11 protein-coding genes are annotated in these 19,080 nt (G+C 72.7%); 6 read left to right on the top strand and 5 right to left on the bottom strand.

Annotated features, from left to right (window positions below):
• The first annotated feature begins 15 nt into the window (after positions 1–15).
• From AB0I67_RS15895 to AB0I67_RS15880, 4 genes are read left to right on the top strand one after another with little or no spacing between them, the layout of a single operon-like run.
• Positions 16–648 (top strand): TetR/AcrR family transcriptional regulator, encoded by a 633-nt coding sequence (locus AB0I67_RS15895; RefSeq protein WP_357923613.1) that lies wholly within the window; start codon positions 16–18, stop codon positions 646–648.
• Between the two features lie 13 nt (positions 649–661).
• A complete protein-coding gene (locus AB0I67_RS15890) occupies positions 662–1,483 on the top strand; it encodes an MBL fold metallo-hydrolase (RefSeq protein ID WP_357923611.1) in 822 nt (273 codons plus the stop codon).
• Positions 1,484–1,522: 39 nt separating this feature from the next.
• Positions 1,523–2,092, top strand: a complete 570-nt coding sequence (locus tag AB0I67_RS15885; RefSeq protein WP_357923609.1) for a TetR/AcrR family transcriptional regulator — start codon at positions 1,523–1,525, stop codon at positions 2,090–2,092.
• Positions 2,076–3,500, top strand: coding sequence for a nitrilase-related carbon-nitrogen hydrolase (locus AB0I67_RS15880; RefSeq protein WP_357923607.1), 1,425 nt, complete (start codon positions 2,076–2,078; stop codon positions 3,498–3,500). The genes AB0I67_RS15885 and AB0I67_RS15880 overlap by 17 nt, the downstream gene beginning before the upstream one ends.
• 16 nt (positions 3,501–3,516) lie before the next feature.
• Here the strand turns inward: AB0I67_RS15880 and AB0I67_RS15875 are convergent, their stop codons facing one another.
• Both AB0I67_RS15875 and AB0I67_RS15870 read right to left on the bottom strand, forming a co-directional pair.
• A complete protein-coding gene (locus tag AB0I67_RS15875) occupies positions 3,517–4,980 on the bottom strand; it encodes a SulP family inorganic anion transporter (RefSeq protein ID WP_357923605.1) in 1,464 nt (487 codons plus the stop codon).
• 80 nt (positions 4,981–5,060) lie between these two features.
• On the bottom strand, positions 5,061–5,651 hold the full coding sequence (locus AB0I67_RS15870; RefSeq protein WP_357923603.1) for an XRE family transcriptional regulator: 591 nt from the start codon (positions 5,649–5,651) through the stop codon (positions 5,061–5,063).
• Between the two features lie 154 nt (positions 5,652–5,805).
• Here AB0I67_RS15870 and AB0I67_RS15865 point away from each other — a divergent pair, with 154 nt between their 5' ends.
• The gene (locus AB0I67_RS15865) at positions 5,806–7,002 is read left to right on the top strand and encodes a Cmx/CmrA family chloramphenicol efflux MFS transporter (RefSeq protein ID WP_357923601.1); all 1,197 of its coding nucleotides are present in this window, start codon (positions 5,806–5,808) and stop codon (positions 7,000–7,002) included.
• Positions 7,003–7,077: 75 nt separating this feature from the next.
• Here AB0I67_RS15865 and AB0I67_RS15860 read toward each other — a convergent pair whose 3' ends face one another.
• On the bottom strand, positions 7,078–8,541 hold the full coding sequence (locus tag AB0I67_RS15860) for an FAD-dependent monooxygenase (RefSeq protein ID WP_357923599.1): 1,464 nt from the start codon (positions 8,539–8,541) through the stop codon (positions 7,078–7,080).
• 384 nt (positions 8,542–8,925) lie between these two features.
• Here AB0I67_RS15860 and AB0I67_RS15855 point away from each other — a divergent pair, with 384 nt between their 5' ends.
• Positions 8,926–9,390, top strand: a complete 465-nt coding sequence (locus AB0I67_RS15855) for a hypothetical protein (protein WP_357923597.1) — start codon at positions 8,926–8,928, stop codon at positions 9,388–9,390.
• A gap of 32 nt (positions 9,391–9,422) precedes the next feature.
• Here AB0I67_RS15855 and AB0I67_RS15850 read toward each other — a convergent pair whose 3' ends face one another.
• Positions 9,423–12,506 (bottom strand): amino acid adenylation domain-containing protein, encoded by a 3,084-nt coding sequence (locus AB0I67_RS15850; protein ID WP_357923595.1) that lies wholly within the window; start codon positions 12,504–12,506, stop codon positions 9,423–9,425.
• Positions 12,503–18,754 (bottom strand): amino acid adenylation domain-containing protein, encoded by a 6,252-nt coding sequence (locus AB0I67_RS15845; protein ID WP_357923593.1) that lies wholly within the window; start codon positions 18,752–18,754, stop codon positions 12,503–12,505. Before AB0I67_RS15845 ends, AB0I67_RS15850 begins: the two co-directional genes overlap by 4 nt.
• Between the last annotated feature and the right edge of the window lie 326 nt (positions 18,755–19,080).

Raw genomic sequence — 19,080 nt, 5'->3', positions numbered from 1 at the left:
TAGTACTCTTCTTTCATGGCAGAGGTTGAAGAGGGCCGGTCGGCCCGCAAGCGCGCACAGATCGTGGAGGCCGCCCGCTCGGTCTTCCTGCGCAATGGCTATGTGGGCGCGAGCATGGACGAGGTGGCCTCGCTCGCGTCGGTCTCCAAGCAGACGGTGTACAAGCAGTTCACCGACAAGGAGCAGCTCTTCGCCCACCTGGTGATCAGTACGGCGGGCGAGCTCGACGGCGTGATCAAGGTCGTGGCCGCCACCCTGGACAACACCGAGGACCTCGAACGCGACCTCGGACGGCTGACCCGCGCCTTCCTCGACCGGCTCCTCGAACCGGACGTCCTGCGGCTGCGGCGCCTGATCATCGCCGAGGCGGACCGCTTCCCCGACCTGGGCCGGAGCTGGTACGAGCTCGGCTTCGAGCCGGTCCTGGCCACGCTGAGCGCGGGCTTCCAGCGGCTGGCCGAGCGCGGGCTCCTCCACGCCGACGACCCCTACCTGGCGGCCAACCACCTGATGGGCCTGCTGCTGTGGATCCCGGTCAACCGGGCCATGTTCTGCGGTGGCGCCTCGGCCGACTACTCCGACGCCGAGCGCGCCCAACTGGCTACCTCAGCCGTCCAGGCCTTCCTCCGCGCCTACGGCGCGAAATGAAAGGGAGTCACCCGTGCTGAACCAGGTCGCCGACGGTGTGCTGGTCCACGAGAGCGAGTTCGTGCGGACCAACACCGTGGTCGTGCACGGCCGGGACGGCGTGCTGCTCGTCGATCCCGGGATCCAGGACCACGAGCTGGCCTGCCTCGCCGACGACCTGGCCGCGTCGGGGCGGCCGGTCGCGGCGGGCTTCTCCACGCATCCGGACTGGGACCACCTGCTCTGGCACCCCCGGTTCGGCACGCCACCGCGGTACGGCACGGCCCGCTGCGCGGCCGTCATCCGCGAGCAACTGGCCGCCCCGGACGCCAAGGCCGAGATAGCCGCCCACCTGGAACCGACCGGCCTCGCCGAGCACATCCCGCTGGACCTGCTCGGCCTCATCACCGCCCTGCCGGCCGGGACCACCCGGCTCCCCTGGGAGGGCCCGCAGGTCCGGATCATCGAGCACCGGGCGCACGCGCCGGGCCACGCGGCGCTGCTCATCGAGGAGCGCGGGGTGCTGGTGGCCGGCGACATGCTCTCCGACGTGCTGGTCCCGATCCTCGACTGGGACGGCACCGCGGACCCGGTCGAGGACTACCTCGCCGCCCTGGACCTGTTCGAGGGCGTGGCGGCCAAGGTCGAGGCCGTCGTCCCCGGCCACGGGTCGCCCTGCGGAGCCGGCCGGTTCCGCGAGCGGATCGAGCTGGACCGGGCGTACGTCCTCGCCCTGCGGGAGGGCCGCCCCTTCGGCGACCCCCGCGTCACCTCGGCCAGGCCCGGCTGGGAGTGGGTGGGCGACGTGCACGAAGGGCAGCTCCGGGGCTTCGCCCGCCGGGCCGGAACCGGCTGATTGTTTACAGCGTATACGTCGGCTGTATACGCTGTAAACGTGACGACCGCCGAACGTATCGCCTCCGCCGCCCTGGCGATCCTCGCCGCCGAGGGCGCGGAGGCCGTGACCATGCGCCGGGTGGCCGCGGACGTCGGCGTGAGCGCCATGGCCGCCTACCGGCACTACCCGAGCCGGGAGGCGCTGCTGCGCGCGGTGGCCGAGGCCGGTTTCGCCGCCGCGGCCGGCACCTGGAGCGAGCGCCGCGACGAGCCCATGGCCGAGCGGCTGACCGGCCTGCTGAACGACTACCTGGACTTCGCCCTCGGCCAGCCGAACGTCTACCGCTTCCTGCTCACCGACCGCCGCGAGGACGCCCGCCGCTACCCCGACGACTTCCAGACCGGCGACTCCCCCACCTTCGGGCCGATCTTCACCGCCGTGCGCGACTGGATGGACGAGGGCCTGCTGCGCCGCGACGACCCGCTGGAGGCCACCATGGCGCTCACCTCCGCGGCGCAGGGCCTGGTCCTGCTCTACCTGAACGGCCGCATCGCCCTGCCGGAACCCGACTTCCGCCGCCTGTGCGAGCGGACCGCGAGAAGGATCATCGATGGTCTCCAGGCTTAGCCTTCCGTTAGCCGCGACGGCCTCGGCCGTCCTGTTCTTCTTCGGCACCGGCCTCACCCCGGTGCCCGCGCTGACCTGGCTGGCTCCCCTGCCGTTGCTGCTGGTAGCACCGCGCGTGGGCGGGTGGAGCGCGGCGGGGGCGGCCTTCCTGGCCTACCTGCTCGCCCAGGGCAACCAGTTGCACTTCTACCTCAACACCCCGTCCGTGCCGTTCCCGGTCGCCCTGGTGATCATGACGGGCTCGGCGCTGCTGTTCGCGCTGGTCGTCGCGCTCTTCCGCGCGCTGATGGTCCGGGGCCGGGCGGTGCTCGCCGTCCTGGCCGCGCCCGCGCTCTGGGTGGCGCTCGGGCACCTGTACCTGATGACCAGCCCGGTGGGCATCCTGTGGCCGCTGGCCGGCACCCAGGCCGACCTGCCCGCCGTCATCCAGATCGCGTCGGTGGCCGGGTCGTGGTCGGTCGAGTACCTCGTCCTGCTGGTCCCCGCCGCCCTCGCCTCCCTCCGGCCCCGGGCGATCGCCGTGGGCGCGGTGCTCTGCGCCGCCGCGGTCGGCTTCGGGCTGGTACGGCTGGCCGAACCGGCGACCGGCGGGCGGCAGGTCGCCCTCCTCGTCGCCGGGCGGTTCCAGTGGGCGCCGCAGCTCGACGAGCCGGACGCCCAGAACCGGCTGCGCGGCTACGCCGAACGGATCGCCGCGCTGCCCGCCTCCGTCGAGACCGTCGTCCTGCCCGAGGCCGCGTTCGCCACCCGCCCGGACGACCGGGCCGTGCTCGACCGGGCGCTGGGCACGCTGGGCCGTACCGTCGTCGTCGGGGTGATCCACAAGACGCCGGAGGCCAAGTACAACCAGGTGCTCGCCTACGCCGGCGACGGCTCGGCGCCCGCGGTCTACACCAAGTGGCACGTCGCGCCCGGCGCGGGGCTGGTCGCCGGGCGCGACCTGGTCTACGCGGCCGGGGGCACGATCGGGCTGGCCAACTGCATGGACCTGAACTTCGCCGACCCCGCCCGCTCCTACGGCCTGGCCGGGGCGGGGCTGCTGGCCGTACCGGCTGCCGACGAGTTCGGTAACGGCTGGCAGCACAGCCGCAGCGGCCTGCTGCGCGGGGTGGAGAGCGGCGTCGCGATCGCCTGGGCCGCACAGAAGGGCACGCCGATGATCTCGGACGGCTACGGCCGCGTGCTGGCCGGCGGCGACACAGAGAACACCCGGGAGGACTTCGTCCTGACCACCGCCACAGTCCCCGCCGGCCCCGGCAAGACCCCGTACGCCCGCTTCGGCGACTGGTTCGCCTGGCTGTGCACGGCCCTCAGCGTGGGGGCCGTCCTCTCGCTCCGCCGCAGGCCCGGCCCGGACGCTGCTTCCGAGGTACGGCGGAGCGACCCGGCCGTGGCCTCGGCCCGGTGAGCCGGGCGCGGGCCGGTCAGGACAGTCGGCCGGCGAGGGTGTCGTGCAGCTCGGCGCTCGGCGCGTTGAGGCCGGTCACCGTGACGGTCTTGCCGCGGGCGGCGTACTTACTGGTGACGGCGTCCAGGGCGGCCACCGAGGAGGCGTCCCAGATGTGGGCGTCGGACAGGTCGATGACGACCTCGTCAGGGTCGCCCGCGTAGTCGAACTGGTAGACCAGGTCGTTGCTGGAGGCGAAGAACAGCTCACCGGTGACGGCGTAGACGGCCCGGCCAGGGTCGGAGTCGGGGACGGCGGTGACCGTGGCCAGGTGCGCGACCCGGCGGGCGAAGATCACCATCGCGGTGACCGAGCCGACCACCACGCCGATGGCCAGGTTGTGCGTGACGACCACGACGGCGACGGTGGTGACCATCACGATGGTCTCCCCCCACGGCATCCGCCGGAGCGTGGCCGGGGCGACCGAGTGCCAGTCGAAGGTGGCGAAGGAGACCAGGATCATCACCGCGACCAGGGCGGCCATCGGGATCTGGGAGACCCACGGCCCGAACACCAGGCACAGGATCAGCAGGAAGACGCCGGCGGAGAACGTCGACAACCGGGTGCGGGCGCCGTTCTTCACGTTGATCATCGTCTGGCCGATCATCGCGCAGCCGCCCATGCCGCCGAACAGGCCGGTGACGATGTTGGCGACACCCTGGCCGACGGACTCGCGCGTCTTGTTCGAGTGCGTGTCGGTGAGGTCGTCCACCAGCTTGGCGGTCATCAGCGACTCCATGAGCCCGACCAGCGCCAAGGCCAGGGCGTAGGGCGCGACGACGGCCAGGGTGTCCAGCGTGAACGGCACGTCCGGCAGGCCGAAGGCGGGCAGTGCCGAGGGCAGCTCGCCACGGTCGCCGACGGACGGGACGGCCAGGCCCGCGCCGAGCGTGATCGCGGTCAGGATCGCGATGGAGACCAGCGGGGCCGGCACCACGGTGGTGAGGCGCGGGAAGAACACCATGAGCGCCAGGCCGCCGGCGACCAGCGGGTAGACCGCCCAGGGCACGCCGGTGAGTTCGGGCACCTGCGCCATGAAGATCAGGATCGCGAGGGCGTTGACGAAGCCGACCATCACCGAGCGCGGCACGAACCGCATCAACCTGGCCACCCCGAGCGCGCCGAGGGCGATCTGGATGAGGCCGCCCACGATGACCGCGGCGATCAGGTAGGACAGCCCGTGCTCACGGACCAGCGGGGCGACCACGAGGGCGACCGCGCCGGTGGCCGCCGAGATCATCGCGGGCCGGCCGCCCACGACGGCGATGACCACGGCCATGGTGAAGGAGGCGAACAAGCCGACGCTGGGGTCGACACCGGCGATGACCGAGAACGAGATCGCCTCGGGGATGAGGGCGAGCGCGACCACCAGGCCGGACAGGAGCTCGGTACGGGCGACCTTCGGCGAGAGCCAGGCCGGACGGGTGACGGGCAACAGCAAGACGACGTCCTTGGGCGAGGAGGGAACCGCCCGGCGGCGGAGCGGCGCGTTTTCACGCGGCCAGGAACTCTACCCTCGGGTCATTTCTTCGACGAACGCGGGCGGGCGCGGACGTGGATGCGTTCCCCCTGGCGGCCGAAGAGGCTGAGGATCTCCACCGGCCCCTCGCCGGTGCTGCCGAACCAGTGCGGCAGCTTGGTGTCGAACTCGGCGGCCTCCCCCGGCCCCAGCACCAGGTCATGGTCGGCGAGCAGCAGCCGCAACTTTCCCGAGAGCACGTAGAGCCACTCATAGCCCTCGTGCGTGCACAGCTCGGGCTCCGTCCGCCGCGCCGGGATGACCATCTTGTACGTCTGGATCGGGCCCGGCTGGCGGGTCAGCGGCAGCACGGTGTTGCCGTTCACCTTCCTCGCGGTCAGCCGGATGCGGGGGTCGCCGACCTCGGGCGCGCCCACCAGCTCGTCCAGCGGCACCTGATGCGCCTGCGAGATGGGCAGCAGCAGCTCCAGGCTGGGACGGCGCTGGCCGGACTCCAGCCGCGACAGCGTGCTCTTGGAGATGCCGGTGGCCGCGGCGAGCTCGGCCAGCGTCACGTCCCGCTGGATGCGCAGCCGCTTGAGGCGCGGCCCGACTTCGGCGAGCGCGGCCGTGATGGCGGAAAGGTCGTCCACGCCGCCATTTCACCGCACCGTTCCCAGAAACGGCAACAAGAATTGCCTCCTCCGGGACGGAGGGCGCATCGTCTGCGGCGGAGGTGATCGCGATGAGCGAGACGACACTGAAGACGCAGGACGTGATCATGATGATGGGAACGGGTGAGGGCCGATGAGCGTCGAGACCGCCCCTCAGCAGGCTGCGGTTTCGGGCGGGAGGTTGCCGGTCGGCGTCTACATCCTGGCCTTCAGCCTGTTCGCGATGGGCAGCGCGGAGTTCCTGCTGGCCGGGGTGCTGCCGGAGATCGCCGGCGACTTCCGGATCAGCCTGTCGACGGCCGGGGCGCTGATCTCGGCCTTCGCCGCCGGGGTGGTCGTCGGCGGACCGCCCTTCGCCATCCTGACGTTGCGCTGGCCTCGCCGTACCACGTTGGTGGCCACGCAGGTCGTCTTCGCCGCCTCGGTGGCGATCGGCCTGCTGACCGACAGCTACGCCGTGCTGCTGGCCACCCGGTTCGTCAGCGGGCTGGCCTACGCCGGGTACTGGGCGGTCGCGGCGGTCATCGCGATCAGCCTGGTCACGCCCGACCGCACCGCCCGGGCCTCGGGGGTCGTGGTGAGCGGGCTCAGCCTGGCGATGGTCGCCGGCGGACCGGCGGGGGCGATGCTCAGCTACTTCACCGGCTGGCGTGGCGGGTTCTGGGGAGTGGTCGTCCTGACCGTGGCGGGGACCGTCCTGAGCCTGATCGCGGTGCCGGCGACCCGGGCGGACACCGAGCCGAGCGTGCGCCGCGAGCTGCGGACGATGCGGCGGCCCCAGCTTTGGGTGATCTACGGCGTCACCATCCTGAGCACGGCCGCCTACATGATCACGTTCAACTACCTGGCGTCTTTCCTGACCGACCTCACCCGCCTTCCCGGCGTGTGGATCCCCGCCGTCCTCGCGCTCTTCGGCGTCGGGGCCTTCGCCGGCGTGTCCGTCGGCGGCCGGATCGCCGACCGGCGGCCCACCTTCGCGCTGCTGGCCGGGGCTTTCGGGATCGCGGCCGTGTCGATCCTGCTGGCGCTGCTGGGCCGGCACGCGCTGGCCGTCGTCCCCCTGGTCCTGTTGCTCGGGGTCGCCGCGTTCGTCCTGAACCCCGCCCTTTACGGCCGGGTCTTCACCATCGCCGCCGCGGCGCCCACCCTCGCCGGGGCGACCACCGTCTCGGCGTTCCAGCTCGGCATCAGCCTCGTCCCGGCCCTCGCCGCCGCCGCCCTGACCGCCGGCGCAGGCATCACGTCCGTCACCTGGATCGGCGCCGCCCTGGCGGCCGCGGTGGTACCGGCCGTCCTGCTCGACCGGGCCCTGTCCCGCCGCGAGCCGTAGAACCGCTCGGGGTGCGCTGTACGGCCTGCCGCCCAGCGCACCCCGAGCTGATGCCCTCCCGTCTGGCTCGGCCCGTCAGCCGAACCAGCGGGCGAGCTGATCGTCCAGCTCCCGCTGATCGTCGCCCACCCAGGCCACATGCCCGTCCGGCCGGAGCAGAACGGCCGGGACGTCCATCTCCGCCGCCGGATCCGCAAGGCAGTCGACCCGGTCGGCCCAGTCGCCGACGTCCAGCCGTTCCGTGCGGTCCAGCAGCAGCCCCCGCCCGCGATGCAGCAGCCCGTACAGATCGCCCTGCTTCGTTGCCAGATCGGGCAGGCGGCGGCCGACCAGGTCGGGCCCCGCGCCGAAGTCGTATCGGATGCCGGTCGCGGTGATCTTCTCGGTCAGGTGCCGGTTCACCTCGTCGAAGTCCATCAGCTCGGTGAGCAGCCTGCGTACAGCCTGCGGCCCCGGCTCGGGAGACAGCAGCTCCGTCTGCGCCCTGGTGTTGTCCAGCACATCCGCGGCCACCGGCCGCCGCTCGGCCTCGTAGGTGTCCAGCAGGCCTTCCGGTGCCCAGCCCCGCACCTGCGCGGCCAGCTTCCAGCCGAGGTTGACCGCATCCTGGATGCCCAGGTTGAGCCCCTGCCCGCCGATGGGCGGATGGATGTGCGCGGCATCCCCGGCCAGCAGCACCCGCCCGGCCCGATACCGTTCGGCCAGCCGCGTGGCATCCCCGAACCGCGACAGCCAGTGCGGGGAATGCACCCCGAAGTCCGTCCCGAAGATCGCGCGCAACTGCTGCCGGAAGTCATCGAGCGTCGGCGCCTCCGCACGATCACTGACCCCGGCCGCAGGGACCAGGACGCTGTAGACCCCCTCGCCGAACGGCCGGAGCCAGGAGCGCTGCTGCGCCCCGCCGATCTCCGCCACCCTGGCGGCGACCTCCTCCGGCGGCACCCCGACCTCCATCTCCCCCATCAGCGTCTCCGCCCGTGCCGGCTCCCCGGGAAACCCGACCCCGAGCAGCTTCCGCACCGTACTGCGCGCGCCGTCGCACCCGACGACATACCGCGCCCGCACCCGCTCCCCGTCCGCGAGCTCGACGGTCACCCCCTCGCCGTCCTGCTCGATCCCCACGACCGCGCTCCCGCGCCGCACATCCGCCCCGAGCTCGACCGCGCGCTCCTCCAGCAGCCGCTCGATCACCGGTTGCGGAATGCCCAGCAAGTAGGCGTACGCCGAATCCAGCCCCTTGGGCGCCGCCTTGGGGATCGCGGCGAAGAACCCCGCCGCCGGCCGCCGCCGCCCATGCGGCAGCACGCGTTCCAGCAACCCGCGCATCGCCATCAACTCGAGGCTGCGCACGTGCAGCCCAACGATGCGAACGAACGACGTGGGCCTGGTCTCTTTCTCCAGCACGAGTACGCGCACCTCGTGCAGCCGCAGTTCGGCGGCCAGCATCGCCCCGGTGGGCCCGCAGCCCACGACGACCACATCGAACCTGTCCAGCTCCCGCTCCACACCGCTCGGCGTGGGCTCCTGCTGAGAATGCATAGGTGTTGCCCTTCAGGAGTGCCTTGGCGCTCCCGGCGACACCTACGTCAATCGCCCGACCGTGACGGCAGGGGGAGCACCCACATAGCTACTGCGTTCATGGGTCCCACCTCCTCGGGCGATGTCACGGTCGCCCGCAACTTAGCGGCCTGAACACCACCCCGTCCAACCCTTTTCCACCCACAGGAAGGGACGGCGACGCCGGGGTTGGTTCCGGCGAAGAGGACCGAGGCTGGGCCGAAGGTTGCCACGACGTCCGTCAAGGTTCGGCCGCATGCGCTCCACGTGCTGACCGGGGTTATGCGCGCGGCCCCAGCAGGCGCCAAGAAGAGCGACCTGTCTACACTCAGCCGGTGTGACGAGAGCTCCCCACAACACCCCAGCGTGAGTACGCTGCGCCTTGCCGTCGATGTCATCGTGCGGGGGCATGTCCTGAGGGCCGACTCGACGAGCAGTCCGGACGAGGTCGACGGGATCCTCGGGGCCACGTCGGCGGAGAACCGGGCTCGGCGGCGGATGTGGCGTGACTACGGTCTGATCGAGTTCTTCTGGGAACGGCACATCGGTGCGCCGACGTGGTGGGGCGTCCACTTCACGGTGCAGTTCCATCGGCTTCGGTCAGCCGGGGTCGGCATCGCTGCGGATCCGATCCGGATCGAGTACGGGCCGCTGCAGCCGGCGCTCCCCCTTGAATCCTTGCGGGCGGCGCTGGCTGAGCTTGGCGTAGGTCTGGTCGAACGGCCTCGTGCCCAGGCAGACGTGCGGGAGTTCCTGCAGCCGGGGTCGGGCGCGCAGATCGTCGTCGTCGAGGGCGAGGTTCACGCCGTCAGCGTGCCTCGCCCGGCCTAGAGCCTCGTTCAGGGCGGCGGGTGCCACCTGGGTCAGGTGTCCTCCTGTCCGGTGGATGAGGTGAGGCGGGTGAGGGCCTCCTCGTCGGAGAGTGCGGCGATTTCGGCGGTGAGGCGGGCTTCCACGGCGGCGGCCAGGCGGCGGACGGTGCGGGTGAGGAACAGGGTGTTGAGCGGCAGTTCGAGGTCCAGGTCGGAGCAGAGGCGAGCGATCACGCGGGTGCCGAGCATGGAGTGGCCGCCGAGGTCGAAGAAGTCGGCGTCCACGCCGAAGGTGTCGAAGCCGAGCACCTCGGCCCAGATCTCGTGGACCAGTTCTTCCGCTGCCGTGGAAGGGGGTGCGGCGAACGTGGAGGGGGCCAGGGGCTGGGGCGGGGGGAGGGCGGTGCGGTCGAGCTTGCCGTTGGGCAGGCGGGGGAAGGTGTCGACGCTGACGTAGAGGCTGGGGACCATGGTGGGTGGGAGGCGGTCGGCCAGGTGGGCCCGCAGTTCTCCGACCGGGGCGAGGCGGTCGACGTAGGCGACGAGGGCGGGGCCGCCGGGGGCGTCGTCGCGGACCGCGGCGGCGGCGCGGGTGACGCCCGGGTGGGTGAGCAGGGCCGACTCGACCTCGCCGAGCTCGATGCGGACGCCTCGGACCTTGACCTGGTCGTCGGTGCGGCCGATGAACTCCAGCAGGCCGTCCGGGCAGCGGCGCACCAGGTCGCCGGTGCGGTACAGGCGCCCGCCCGGCCCGAAGGGGTCGGGGACGAAGCGGGTGTCGGTGAGGTCGGGGCGGCGGTGGTAGCCGCGGGCCAGGCCGTCGCCGCCCAGGTAGAGCTCGCCGATCATGCCGGGCGGCACGGGCTCCATGGAGGCGTCCAGGACGTAGGCCGTGGTGTTGGCCACCGGGCGGCCGATGCGGATGGCGGGGTCGTCGGGCCGGAGGCGGTGGGTGAGGGACCAGATGGTGGTCTCGGTCGGGCCGTACATGTTGTGCACCTGCCCGGCCACGGCCTGCAGCCGCGCGGCGAGGCCGGCGGTCAGCGGCTCGCCGCCGCTGAAGAGGCGGGGCAGCCCGGGAGGAAGCTGGTCGAGGAGTTCGGCCAGCACCGAGGGCGGGGCCTGGACGGTGGTGACGTCGAGGCCGCTGAGCTTGCCGGACGGCGGAGCCACCACGACCGCGCCGCCCGCCAGCAGCGGCCCGAACAGTTCCAGGGCGGCGATGTCGAAGGAGAGCGGGGTGAGCAGCAGCATGCGTTCGGCGGCGTCGAAGGCCAGGCTCTCGACCAGGTTGACCACGCCCCGGTGCGGCACCATGACGCCCTTGGGGGTGCCGGTGGAGCCGGAGGTGTAGATCAGGTAGGCGAGATCGTCGGGCGACACCCGCGGCAGCACCAGGCCGGCGGGCGGCTCGCCGGGGAAGTCGACGAGGCACGGCACGCCGGGCAGCCGCCCGGCCAGCTCGGGCGTGGTCAGCGCCAGGGCGGTCCCGGAGTCGTCGAGCATGAAGCGCAGCCGCGCCTCGGGGTAGCGCGGGTCGAGCGGCACGTAGCAGCCGCCCGCCTTCAGGACCGCCAGGAGCGCGATCACCAGGTCGCCGCCCGGCGGCAGGCAGACCGCGACCGGTGATTCGCCGCCGACGCCGCGGCGGATCAGTTCGGCGGCCAGCGCGCGGGCCCGCCGGTCGAGCTCGCCGTACGTCAGCGTGCGGTCCTCGTGCGGGACGATCACCGCGGGCGCGTCCGGCTCGCGGGCCGCGACCAGCTCGTGCAGCGGCTGCGGCGGGTACGGCAGGCGCGGCCCGTGCCAGGAGGCCAGCACCTCGGCCCGCCGCGCGGCCGACATCAGCGGCAGCCGGGACAGGGGCAGCGCGGGGTCGGCGGTGGCCGCGTCGAGCAGGGCGAGGTAGCTGCCGGCGAGCTCGGCGACGGTCTCCGGGTCGAACAGGTCGGTGCTGTACTCCAGCCAGGCGCTCATCTCCCCGTCCGGGTTCTGCACCTCCAGCGTGAGGTCCGTCTTGGCGGTACCGGTCCCGAACTGGCCGCGGACGTCGAACGGCAACTGGTTGAAGGCCACCTGGTACAGCGGGGTCCGCGCCGGGTCGCGCGGCGGCCGCACCTCCTCGACGATGCGCGCGAAGGGCACCTCGGCGCGGTCAAGCGCCTCCAGCACAGTGTCCCGGACCCGGTCCAGCGCTTCGGCGAAGGTCGGGTCGCCGCCGAGGTCGGCGCGCAGCGGCAGGGTGTTGACGAACATGCCGACCAGCGGGTTGAGCTCGGGCAGGTCGCGTCCGGCCACCGGTGAGCCGATGACCACGTCGTTCTGCCCGCTCCAGCGGGCCAGCAGGGCGGCGAAGGCGGTGAGCAGCACCGCGAAGGTGGTCGCGCCGGAGGACTTGGCCAGGGTGGTGACCCGTTCGGCCAGTTCGGCGGGGACGGTGAAGGCGTGGTTGGCGCCGGCGTAGCTGAGCTCGGCCGGCCGGGGCCGGTCGGTGGGCAGTTCGAGGGGAACCGCACCGGCCAGCCGCTCGCGCCAGTAGGCCAGGTCCTCGTCGAGCTCGCCGGCGTCGAGTCGTTCGCGCTGCCAGACGGCGTAGTCGGCGTACTGCACGGTCAGCTTGCCGAAGGCGGGCTCGCGCTGCTCCAGCAGGGCGGCGTGCGCTTCGGCCAGGTCCTCGGCGAAGACCTCGGAGGACCAGGCGTCGAAGACGGTGTGGTGGGTGACGAGCACCAGCCGCCACTGGTCGCCGCCGAGGTCCACCAGCCGGGCCCGCCACAGCGGGGCCCGGTCGAGGGCGAACGGCTCGGCCACGTCGGCGGCGCCGAGCGCGGCCAGCTCGGCGGCCTGGTCGGCCGCGTCCAGGCCGGACAGGTCGCTCCGCGCCAGGCGCACCGGCACGTCGGGGGCGATGAGCTGCACGACCTGCCCGTCGCGCAGCTCGAAGCGGGTGCGCAGCGGCTCGTGCCGCCGCACGACCAGCCGGAGCGCCTCCTCCACCAGCTCGGGCCGCGTCACCCGCAACCCTTCCAGCCGGTAGACGCCGCCGATGCTGTAGAGCGGCAGGTCGGGCGTCAGCTCGGTGAGGAACCAGATGCGCTGCTGGGCGTAGGAGGCGGGGAAGACGCTCTCGGTCACGGTGCCTCCGTCAGGTGCTCGCGGATCTCCCCGGTGATCGGCTCCAGCGCGCTGACCTCGCCGATGGTGGCCAGCCAGTGCCACTGGTCGAGCGCGTGGTAGAGCCGGTAGAACGCCAGGCGCTCGGCCCAGTCGGCCGGCAGCGGGCCGTACCCCTCCAGGAGCGCCCGCCGGCGGCGGGCGTCGCCGCGGACGGCGAAGTAGTCGGTCCGTGCCAGGTCCATGAGCGGGTCGCCGCCGAGGGCGTTCTCGACGTCGATGACGCCGGTCAGCTCCCAGCGCCCGTCCTGCTCGGCGACCATGACGTTGCGTTCGTGGAAGTCGTGGTGCAGCAGCACGGGCGTGGCGCAGCGGGACAGCAGCGGGCGGCCGGTGCGCAGCTTGGCGACCAGCGCCGCGTGCAGCTCGGGGTCGCCGCCGAACTCGGCGAACCGGGCGGCCTTCGTCTCGAACTCGCCGCCGACGTAGGCGTCGTTGGTCGGCTCCTGGAGCCCGTCGAACGGGCCGAAGGCGGTCAGCTCGACGCTGTGCACGGCCCGCAGGACTCGGCCCATGTCGCGGTAGAGCCGCTCGATGCTCTCCTCGTCCAGCGTGGCCGACACCTGGGACAGCGGTTGTCCGGGGATCTTGGTCATGACCAGGTACGCCTGGGGCAGGTCGCGCTTGGAGTCGTCGGCCAGCACCACGGCCGGTGCGGGCGCCCCGCTGCCGGCCAGCAGCTCGTAGACGCGGCGCTCCTTGCGCATGCGGTCGGTGAACAGGCCCGGGTAGAGCTTGAAGATCAGCTCGCGGGTGGCGGTCCTGACCTCGTAGACGGCGCTGATCTCGCCGCCGGTGCGCAGCAGCACGCTCTCGACGGGTTCGCCGAGCAGTTCCGCGGCCTTGGCCGCCGACAGCGGCATGGTCAGCGCCTTGGCGAAGGCGGGCGCGCTCCAGGCCAGGCTGACGACGTTGCCCGCCCGGCCTTGCAGCGCCTGAGCGCCGACGAGGTCGTCGGGTTCGGCCTCCGGCACCTCGTCGTCGAAGCGGGCCAGCACCGGGATGCGCATCGAGACCAGCACGTGCACCGCGATGCCGAGGCCGAGCAGGACGTACATGAACGCGATGCCGCGGCCGGGGCCGACGCCGATCACCGCGCCGACCGAGGCGGCCAGCGCCCCGCCGGGGGCCAGGAGCGGCTCCAGCAGCCGCTCCCCCAGCGGCGCGACGACGGCCATGCCGATCGGCAGCGTCGACCAGGAGATCATCTGGTTGAACGCCATGACCCGGCCGTGGAAGCGTTGCGGCACCTTCACGTGGATGATCGTCATGAAGACGCCGTTGACCACGGACAGGCTGCACCACAGGCCGAACGCGCCCACGGCGACCACGAGCGGCGAGGCGTGCAGGCCGGTGACCACCGCGAACAGGCTCAGCAGCAGCGTGCCCAGCAGCACCGCGCGCATCCGGCGCCGTCGCGGGCCGCCCCACAGGGCGACGAGCACGCCGCCGAGGGTGGCGCCGAGGCCGCCGACGAAGGCGACGCGGCCTGCCGTACCGAGGTCGGCGAAGGACAGCACCAGCGGCGAGACGGACATCAGCACCGCGGCCAGCATGACGTTGAGGACGGCGAAGTACAGCAGCGCGGCCCGCAGGTGCCGGTTGCCCAGGGACATGCGGAACCCGGCGGCGATCTCGGTGGCCATCGGCTCGCGCCGCTCCAGCCCGAGGGTGGCGGGGAAGCGGATGAGGGCCAGCGCGACCAGCACGACGGCGAAGCTGGCCACGTCGATCACCAGGATGCCGCCCAGGCCGATCCCGGCCAGCAGCGCGACGGCCAGCAGCGGCGCGACGAACTGGGAGGTGCCGAGCAACATCTGCACCACACCGGCCGCGTGACCGAGGTAGCGCTTGGGGACCAGTTGCGGCAGCGCCGAGGAGTACGCCAGCCGCTGGAAGATCAGCGTCACCGACAGCGCCGCGGTGAGCGGGTAGATGTGCCAGACGGCCAGGTTGCCGCTCCACAGCAGCAGCCCGAACAGCAGTTGCACGCCGCCGGCCAGGCAGTTGCCCAGGACCATCATGGACCGTTTGCCGGACCGGTCGACGATGGCGCCGACCAGCGGGGCGGCCAGCACGCCCGGCATGATCGCCAGGGCGACCAGCAGGGCGAAGTTCACCAGCGAGCCGGTGGTGGTGTAGACCCAGATCGGGATGGCGAAGTCGGTGACCGCGGTGCCGATCATGGAGACGAGCTGGGCGGCGGAGACGGTCAGGAAGCGCCGCATGCTGGGCGGCGGCGGCTCCTTCTTCGGCCGGTCCGGTTCAGGCTCCGGTTGCGACGGCGGCGAGGTCTCCTCGATCCACCAGCCCGCCGCCGGTCCCCGGGCGGTACGGCTGAGCGCGTCGGTGGCGCCGTAGCCCATCGCGATGTGGGTGTTGGTGAGGATCTGCGCAAGGTCGTCCGCGCGGTACTTCAGGTAGTAGTGCCCCGCCTCGTCGAGGACGACCAGGGCCAGGTCGGGCGACAGGAAGCGCCATTCCCGGTAGCGCTCGCGGTGGTAGTCGGTGGCGGGGTCCTGCGCGCCGACGACCGCGATGACCGGGGCGCGCAACGGCTCGGCCCGCTCGGCCAGCATCCGGGTGAAGCTCTCCTCCGCGATCAGCGTGTCCCGCCGCTGGTTGCGGACCATGAACCGGACCTGCTCCTCGTCCAGGCCGCTGATGTCGTTGCCCATCGCCTTCATGCGGTTCTCGTAGACCCGGTCGCCGCGCAGCCGGTCGGTGCGCAGCAGCCGGCCCAGCGGCCCGGCGATGCGGCCCTCGGGCCGGGCGAAGGGGAAGATCGCGCCGATGTAGACCGCTTCCAGGTCGCGGCCCCGCGCCTCCAAGCGCCGGGCCACCTCGGCGGTGACCGCGCCGCCGATGCCGCAGTGGCCGTAGAGGGCGATCGGTCCGTGCACGTTGTCGAGGATCTCGCGCACGCACTGCTCGATGACCTCCTCCAGCGGCATCACCGGCTCGTCGGGGCGGCCGGGGTCGTGGCCGGGGAAGGCCATGGAGTACAGCGCGCACTCCTCGGGCAGGGCGTCGGCCAGCGGCTGGTAGACCAGGGCGCTGCCGCCGCCGTACGGGAAGCAGACGAAGGTGAGCGCCGGTACGGCCCGCGAGCGGGTCAGCCGGTGCAGCAGCTCGCGCGGCCGGTCCTCGGCCGGCGCGGGCCCCTCGATGAGCTCGGCGAGCAGGCGCACGGTCGGGTTCTTGAACAGGTCCATGACGCCGACCGAGCGGCCCTCGACCGGCGCCAGCAGGCGGCGCAGCCGGGCGACCACCTGGATGGCCACCAGCGAGTGGCCGCCGATCTCGAAGAAGTCGTCGTCGAGCCGGATGTCGGAGCGCCCGAGCAACTCGCCCCAGAGCTCGGCGACGGCGAGCTCGGCCGGGCTGCTCGGCAGCTCGCCGCGTCCGCCGGCCGGGCCGGGGCGCGGCGGAGCGGGGAGCGCGGCCCGGTCGACCTTGCCGTTCGGGCTGAGCGGCAGCTCGTCGAGGATCACGTAGGCGCCGGGCACCATGTGATCGGGCAGCAGTGCCTTGAGCGCCGCGCGCAGGTCGGCTTCGGGGGCGGTCGTGACGACGTAGGCCACGAGCCCCTCGTCGCGGGCCAGGACCAGCGCCTCGCGCACGCCGGGCTGTTCACGCAGCACGGCCTCGATCTCGCCCAGCTCGACCCGCTGGCCGCGGATCTTGATCTGGCCGTCGATGCGGCCGAGGAACTCCACCGCGCCGTCGCGGCGCAGCCTGGCCAGGTCGCCGGTGCGGTACAGCCGCGCGCCCGGCGGGCCGTACGGGTCGGGCACGAACCGCTCGGCGGTCAGCGCGGGCCGGTCGTGGTAGCCCTGCGCGACCTGGACCCCGCCGATGTGCAGCTCCCCCGGCACGCCGAAGGGCACCGGGTTCAGCCGCGCGTCGAGGATGTGGATGCGCGTGTTCTGCACCGGATGCCCGATCGGCACGCGGCTGTCGCCGGGCGTGCACCGCCAGGCGGTGACGTCCACGGCCGCCTCGGTCGGGCCGTACAGGTTGTGCAGCTCGACGTGCGGCAGCCGCTCGAAGAAGCGGTCGGCCAGCCGGGGCGGCAGCTCCTCGCCGCTGCAGATCACCCGGCGCAGCGACGTGCACGCCTCGATGCCCTCCTCCTCCACGAAGGCGGCCAGCATCGACGGCACGAAGTGCAGGGTCGTCACGCCGCTGCCGGCGATGAGGTCGCGCAGGTAGGCGGTGTCCCGGTGCCCGCCCGGTACGGCCAGCACCAGCCGGGCGCCGGTGATGAGCGGCCAGAAGAACTCCCAGACCGACACGTCGAACCCGGCCGGCGTCTTCTGCAGCACCACGTCCGACCCGTCCAGGGCGAAGGCGCGCTGCATCCAGTCGAGCCGGTTGCCGATGGCCGCGTGCGTGTTCGGCACGCCCTTCGGGCGGCCGGTGGAGCCGGAGGTGTAGATCATGTAGGCGGGGTCGTCGGGGGTCGCCACCGGCTCCGGCGCCTCGTCCGGGAGGCCGGGCAGGTCGGCTTCCGGCGCGAGCGCCGTGATCCCCACGTCGGGCAGCCGGTCGCGGACCGCCTCCTGCGCCAGCAGCACCACGGCCTGGGCGTCACGCAGCATGAACTCCAGCCGGTCGCGCGGGTAGTCGGGGTCCAGGGGCACGTAGGCCGCCCCGGCCTTGACCACGGCCAGCAGGCTGACCACCAGCTCGAACGAGCGCTCGGCGCAGACCGCGACCCGGGTGCCGGGTCCGGCACCGCACTCGCGTAAGCGGTGCGCGAGCCGGTTGGCCCGCCGCTCCAGCTCGGCGTAGGTGAGCCGCTCGCCGTCCAGCTCCAGGGCGACCGCGTCCGGCGTGCGCAGGACCTGCTCGCCGAGCAGCTCGCCCAGGGTCTTGTCCTCCGGGTACGGCAGGCGCGGCCCTTCGGCGAGCGCGAGCAGGTGCGTCCGCTCCTCGGCGGTCAGCATCTCCAGCTCCGACACCCGCCGGTCGGGCGCGGAGGTCGCGGCCCGCAGCAGGGTCACGAACCGGGCGCCCAGTTCCTCGACCGTGTGCTTGCCGAGCAGGTCGCGGTTGTAGACGAACAGCCCGTCGAGCCCGTCGCGGCGTTCGGTGAGGAACAGCTCCAGCTCGAACGGCGCGGCCTGGGCGGCCAGCGGGAAGGCCTCCACCCGCAGCCCGGGCCAGTCCGCGTTCTCCTCTGCGTAGCTCTGCAGGGCCAGCGCGACCTGGAAGACGGCGGTCCGCGAGATGTCGCGGGCCAGGCCGAGCTCCCCGATGAGCTGCTCGAACGGCAGGCGCTGGTGCTCGAAGGCGTCCAGGGCGGTCCGCCGGACCCGGGCGAGCAGCTCGGTGAAGGTCGGGTCGCCCGCCAGGTCGGCGCGCATGGCCAGCATGTTGACGAACATGCCGACAAGCTGCTCCAGCTCGCTGCGCGGGCGACCGCCGACGGGGGTGCCGACGGCGAAGTCGTCCTGCCCGCTGTGCCGGCCGAGCAGGACCTGGTAGACGGCCAGGACGACCATGTACAACGTCGCGTCGTGCTCCCTGGCCAGGTTGGTGGCGGCGGTCAGCAGGCCGGAGTCGATGGTGAAGGCGTGGGAGTCGCCCTCGAAGGTGGCCACGGCGCCGCGCCGGCCGTCGAGCGGCAGGTCGATGGGCGGCACGCCGGCGAGCTGCTCGCGCCAGTAGGCCAGGTCCGCCTCGTCGGCCGGGCGCGAGCGCTGCCACAGCGCGAAGTCGCCGTACTGCACGGCCGGTTCTGGGAGGTCCTCCCCCGCGTACAGGGCACGCAGCTCCCCGGCCAGGATCTCCAGCGACCAGCCGTCGCCGGCGATGTGGTGCAGGGTCACCAGCAGCACGTGCTCCTCGTCGGCCAGCCGTACCAGCGTGGCGCGCAGCGGCGGCTCGGTGGCGATGGCGAAGGGCCGGCCCAGGTCGGCGCCGAGCAGGGCGCGGGCCTCGGTCTCGTCCGCGGCGCTCTGGTGGCGCAACTCGACGTGGACGTGCTCGGCCACCTCGACCCGTGGCCGCCCGTCGGCATCGGCGGGGAAGCGGCTGCGCAGGATCTCGTGCCTGGCCACCAGCGAGTCGAGCGCGTGCTGGAGCCGGCCATTGTCGAGCGGCCCGCGCAGGCGCAGCACGAGCGGCACGGTGTAGGCGGCGGTCCCCGGAGCGAACTGCTCCATGAACCACAGGCCCTCCTGCGCGAACGACAGGGGCACCTCCGCACCCGGCTCGCGGCGCGGGATCGCGGCACGTCTGGGGCCCGATCGCCGGCGCAGGCGCTGTTCCAGCAAGGCTCGCTTGGGGTCGGAAAGCTCTAGCTCGCTTGCGGACAGCCCCGGCGAGGAGGTCACTCCTGCCTCACTTTCTGGTGAACGTCGTCTTTTGTGGCATTCACGAGGTGGACGAAGCTATTCATACCTATTCATCCGGCGGGAGTCGAGAGAGTTCAGGAGACGGGCGTGCTCGTTTCAGACAGGCCGAGAAGCCCTTTATCGCACTGCGCGAATCCGGCCCAAGGGACGGCGGGTCCAGGTCGGGGGCG

The organism is Nonomuraea sp. NPDC050310 (assembly GCF_040655795.1).
In the GTDB taxonomy this organism is placed as follows: Bacteria; Actinomycetota; Actinomycetes; order Streptosporangiales; family Streptosporangiaceae; genus Nonomuraea.
The sequence above is the reverse complement of the archived record's forward strand: the minus strand, read 5'-3'. Positions and strand labels throughout refer to the sequence as shown.

Coding starts and splice junctions, on each gene's coding strand:
- AB0I67_RS15895 (WP_357923613.1), top strand. CDS start 16: ATGGCAGAGGTTGAAGAGGGCCGGTCGGCCCGCAAGCGCGCACAGATC.
- AB0I67_RS15880 (WP_357923607.1), top strand. CDS start 2,076: ATGGTCTCCAGGCTTAGCCTTCCGTTAGCCGCGACGGCCTCGGCCGTC.
- AB0I67_RS15865 (WP_357923601.1), top strand. CDS start 5,806: ATGAGCGTCGAGACCGCCCCTCAGCAGGCTGCGGTTTCGGGCGGGAGG.
- AB0I67_RS15860 (WP_357923599.1), bottom strand. CDS start 8,541: ATGCATTCTCAGCAGGAGCCCACGCCGAGCGGTGTGGAGCGGGAGCTG.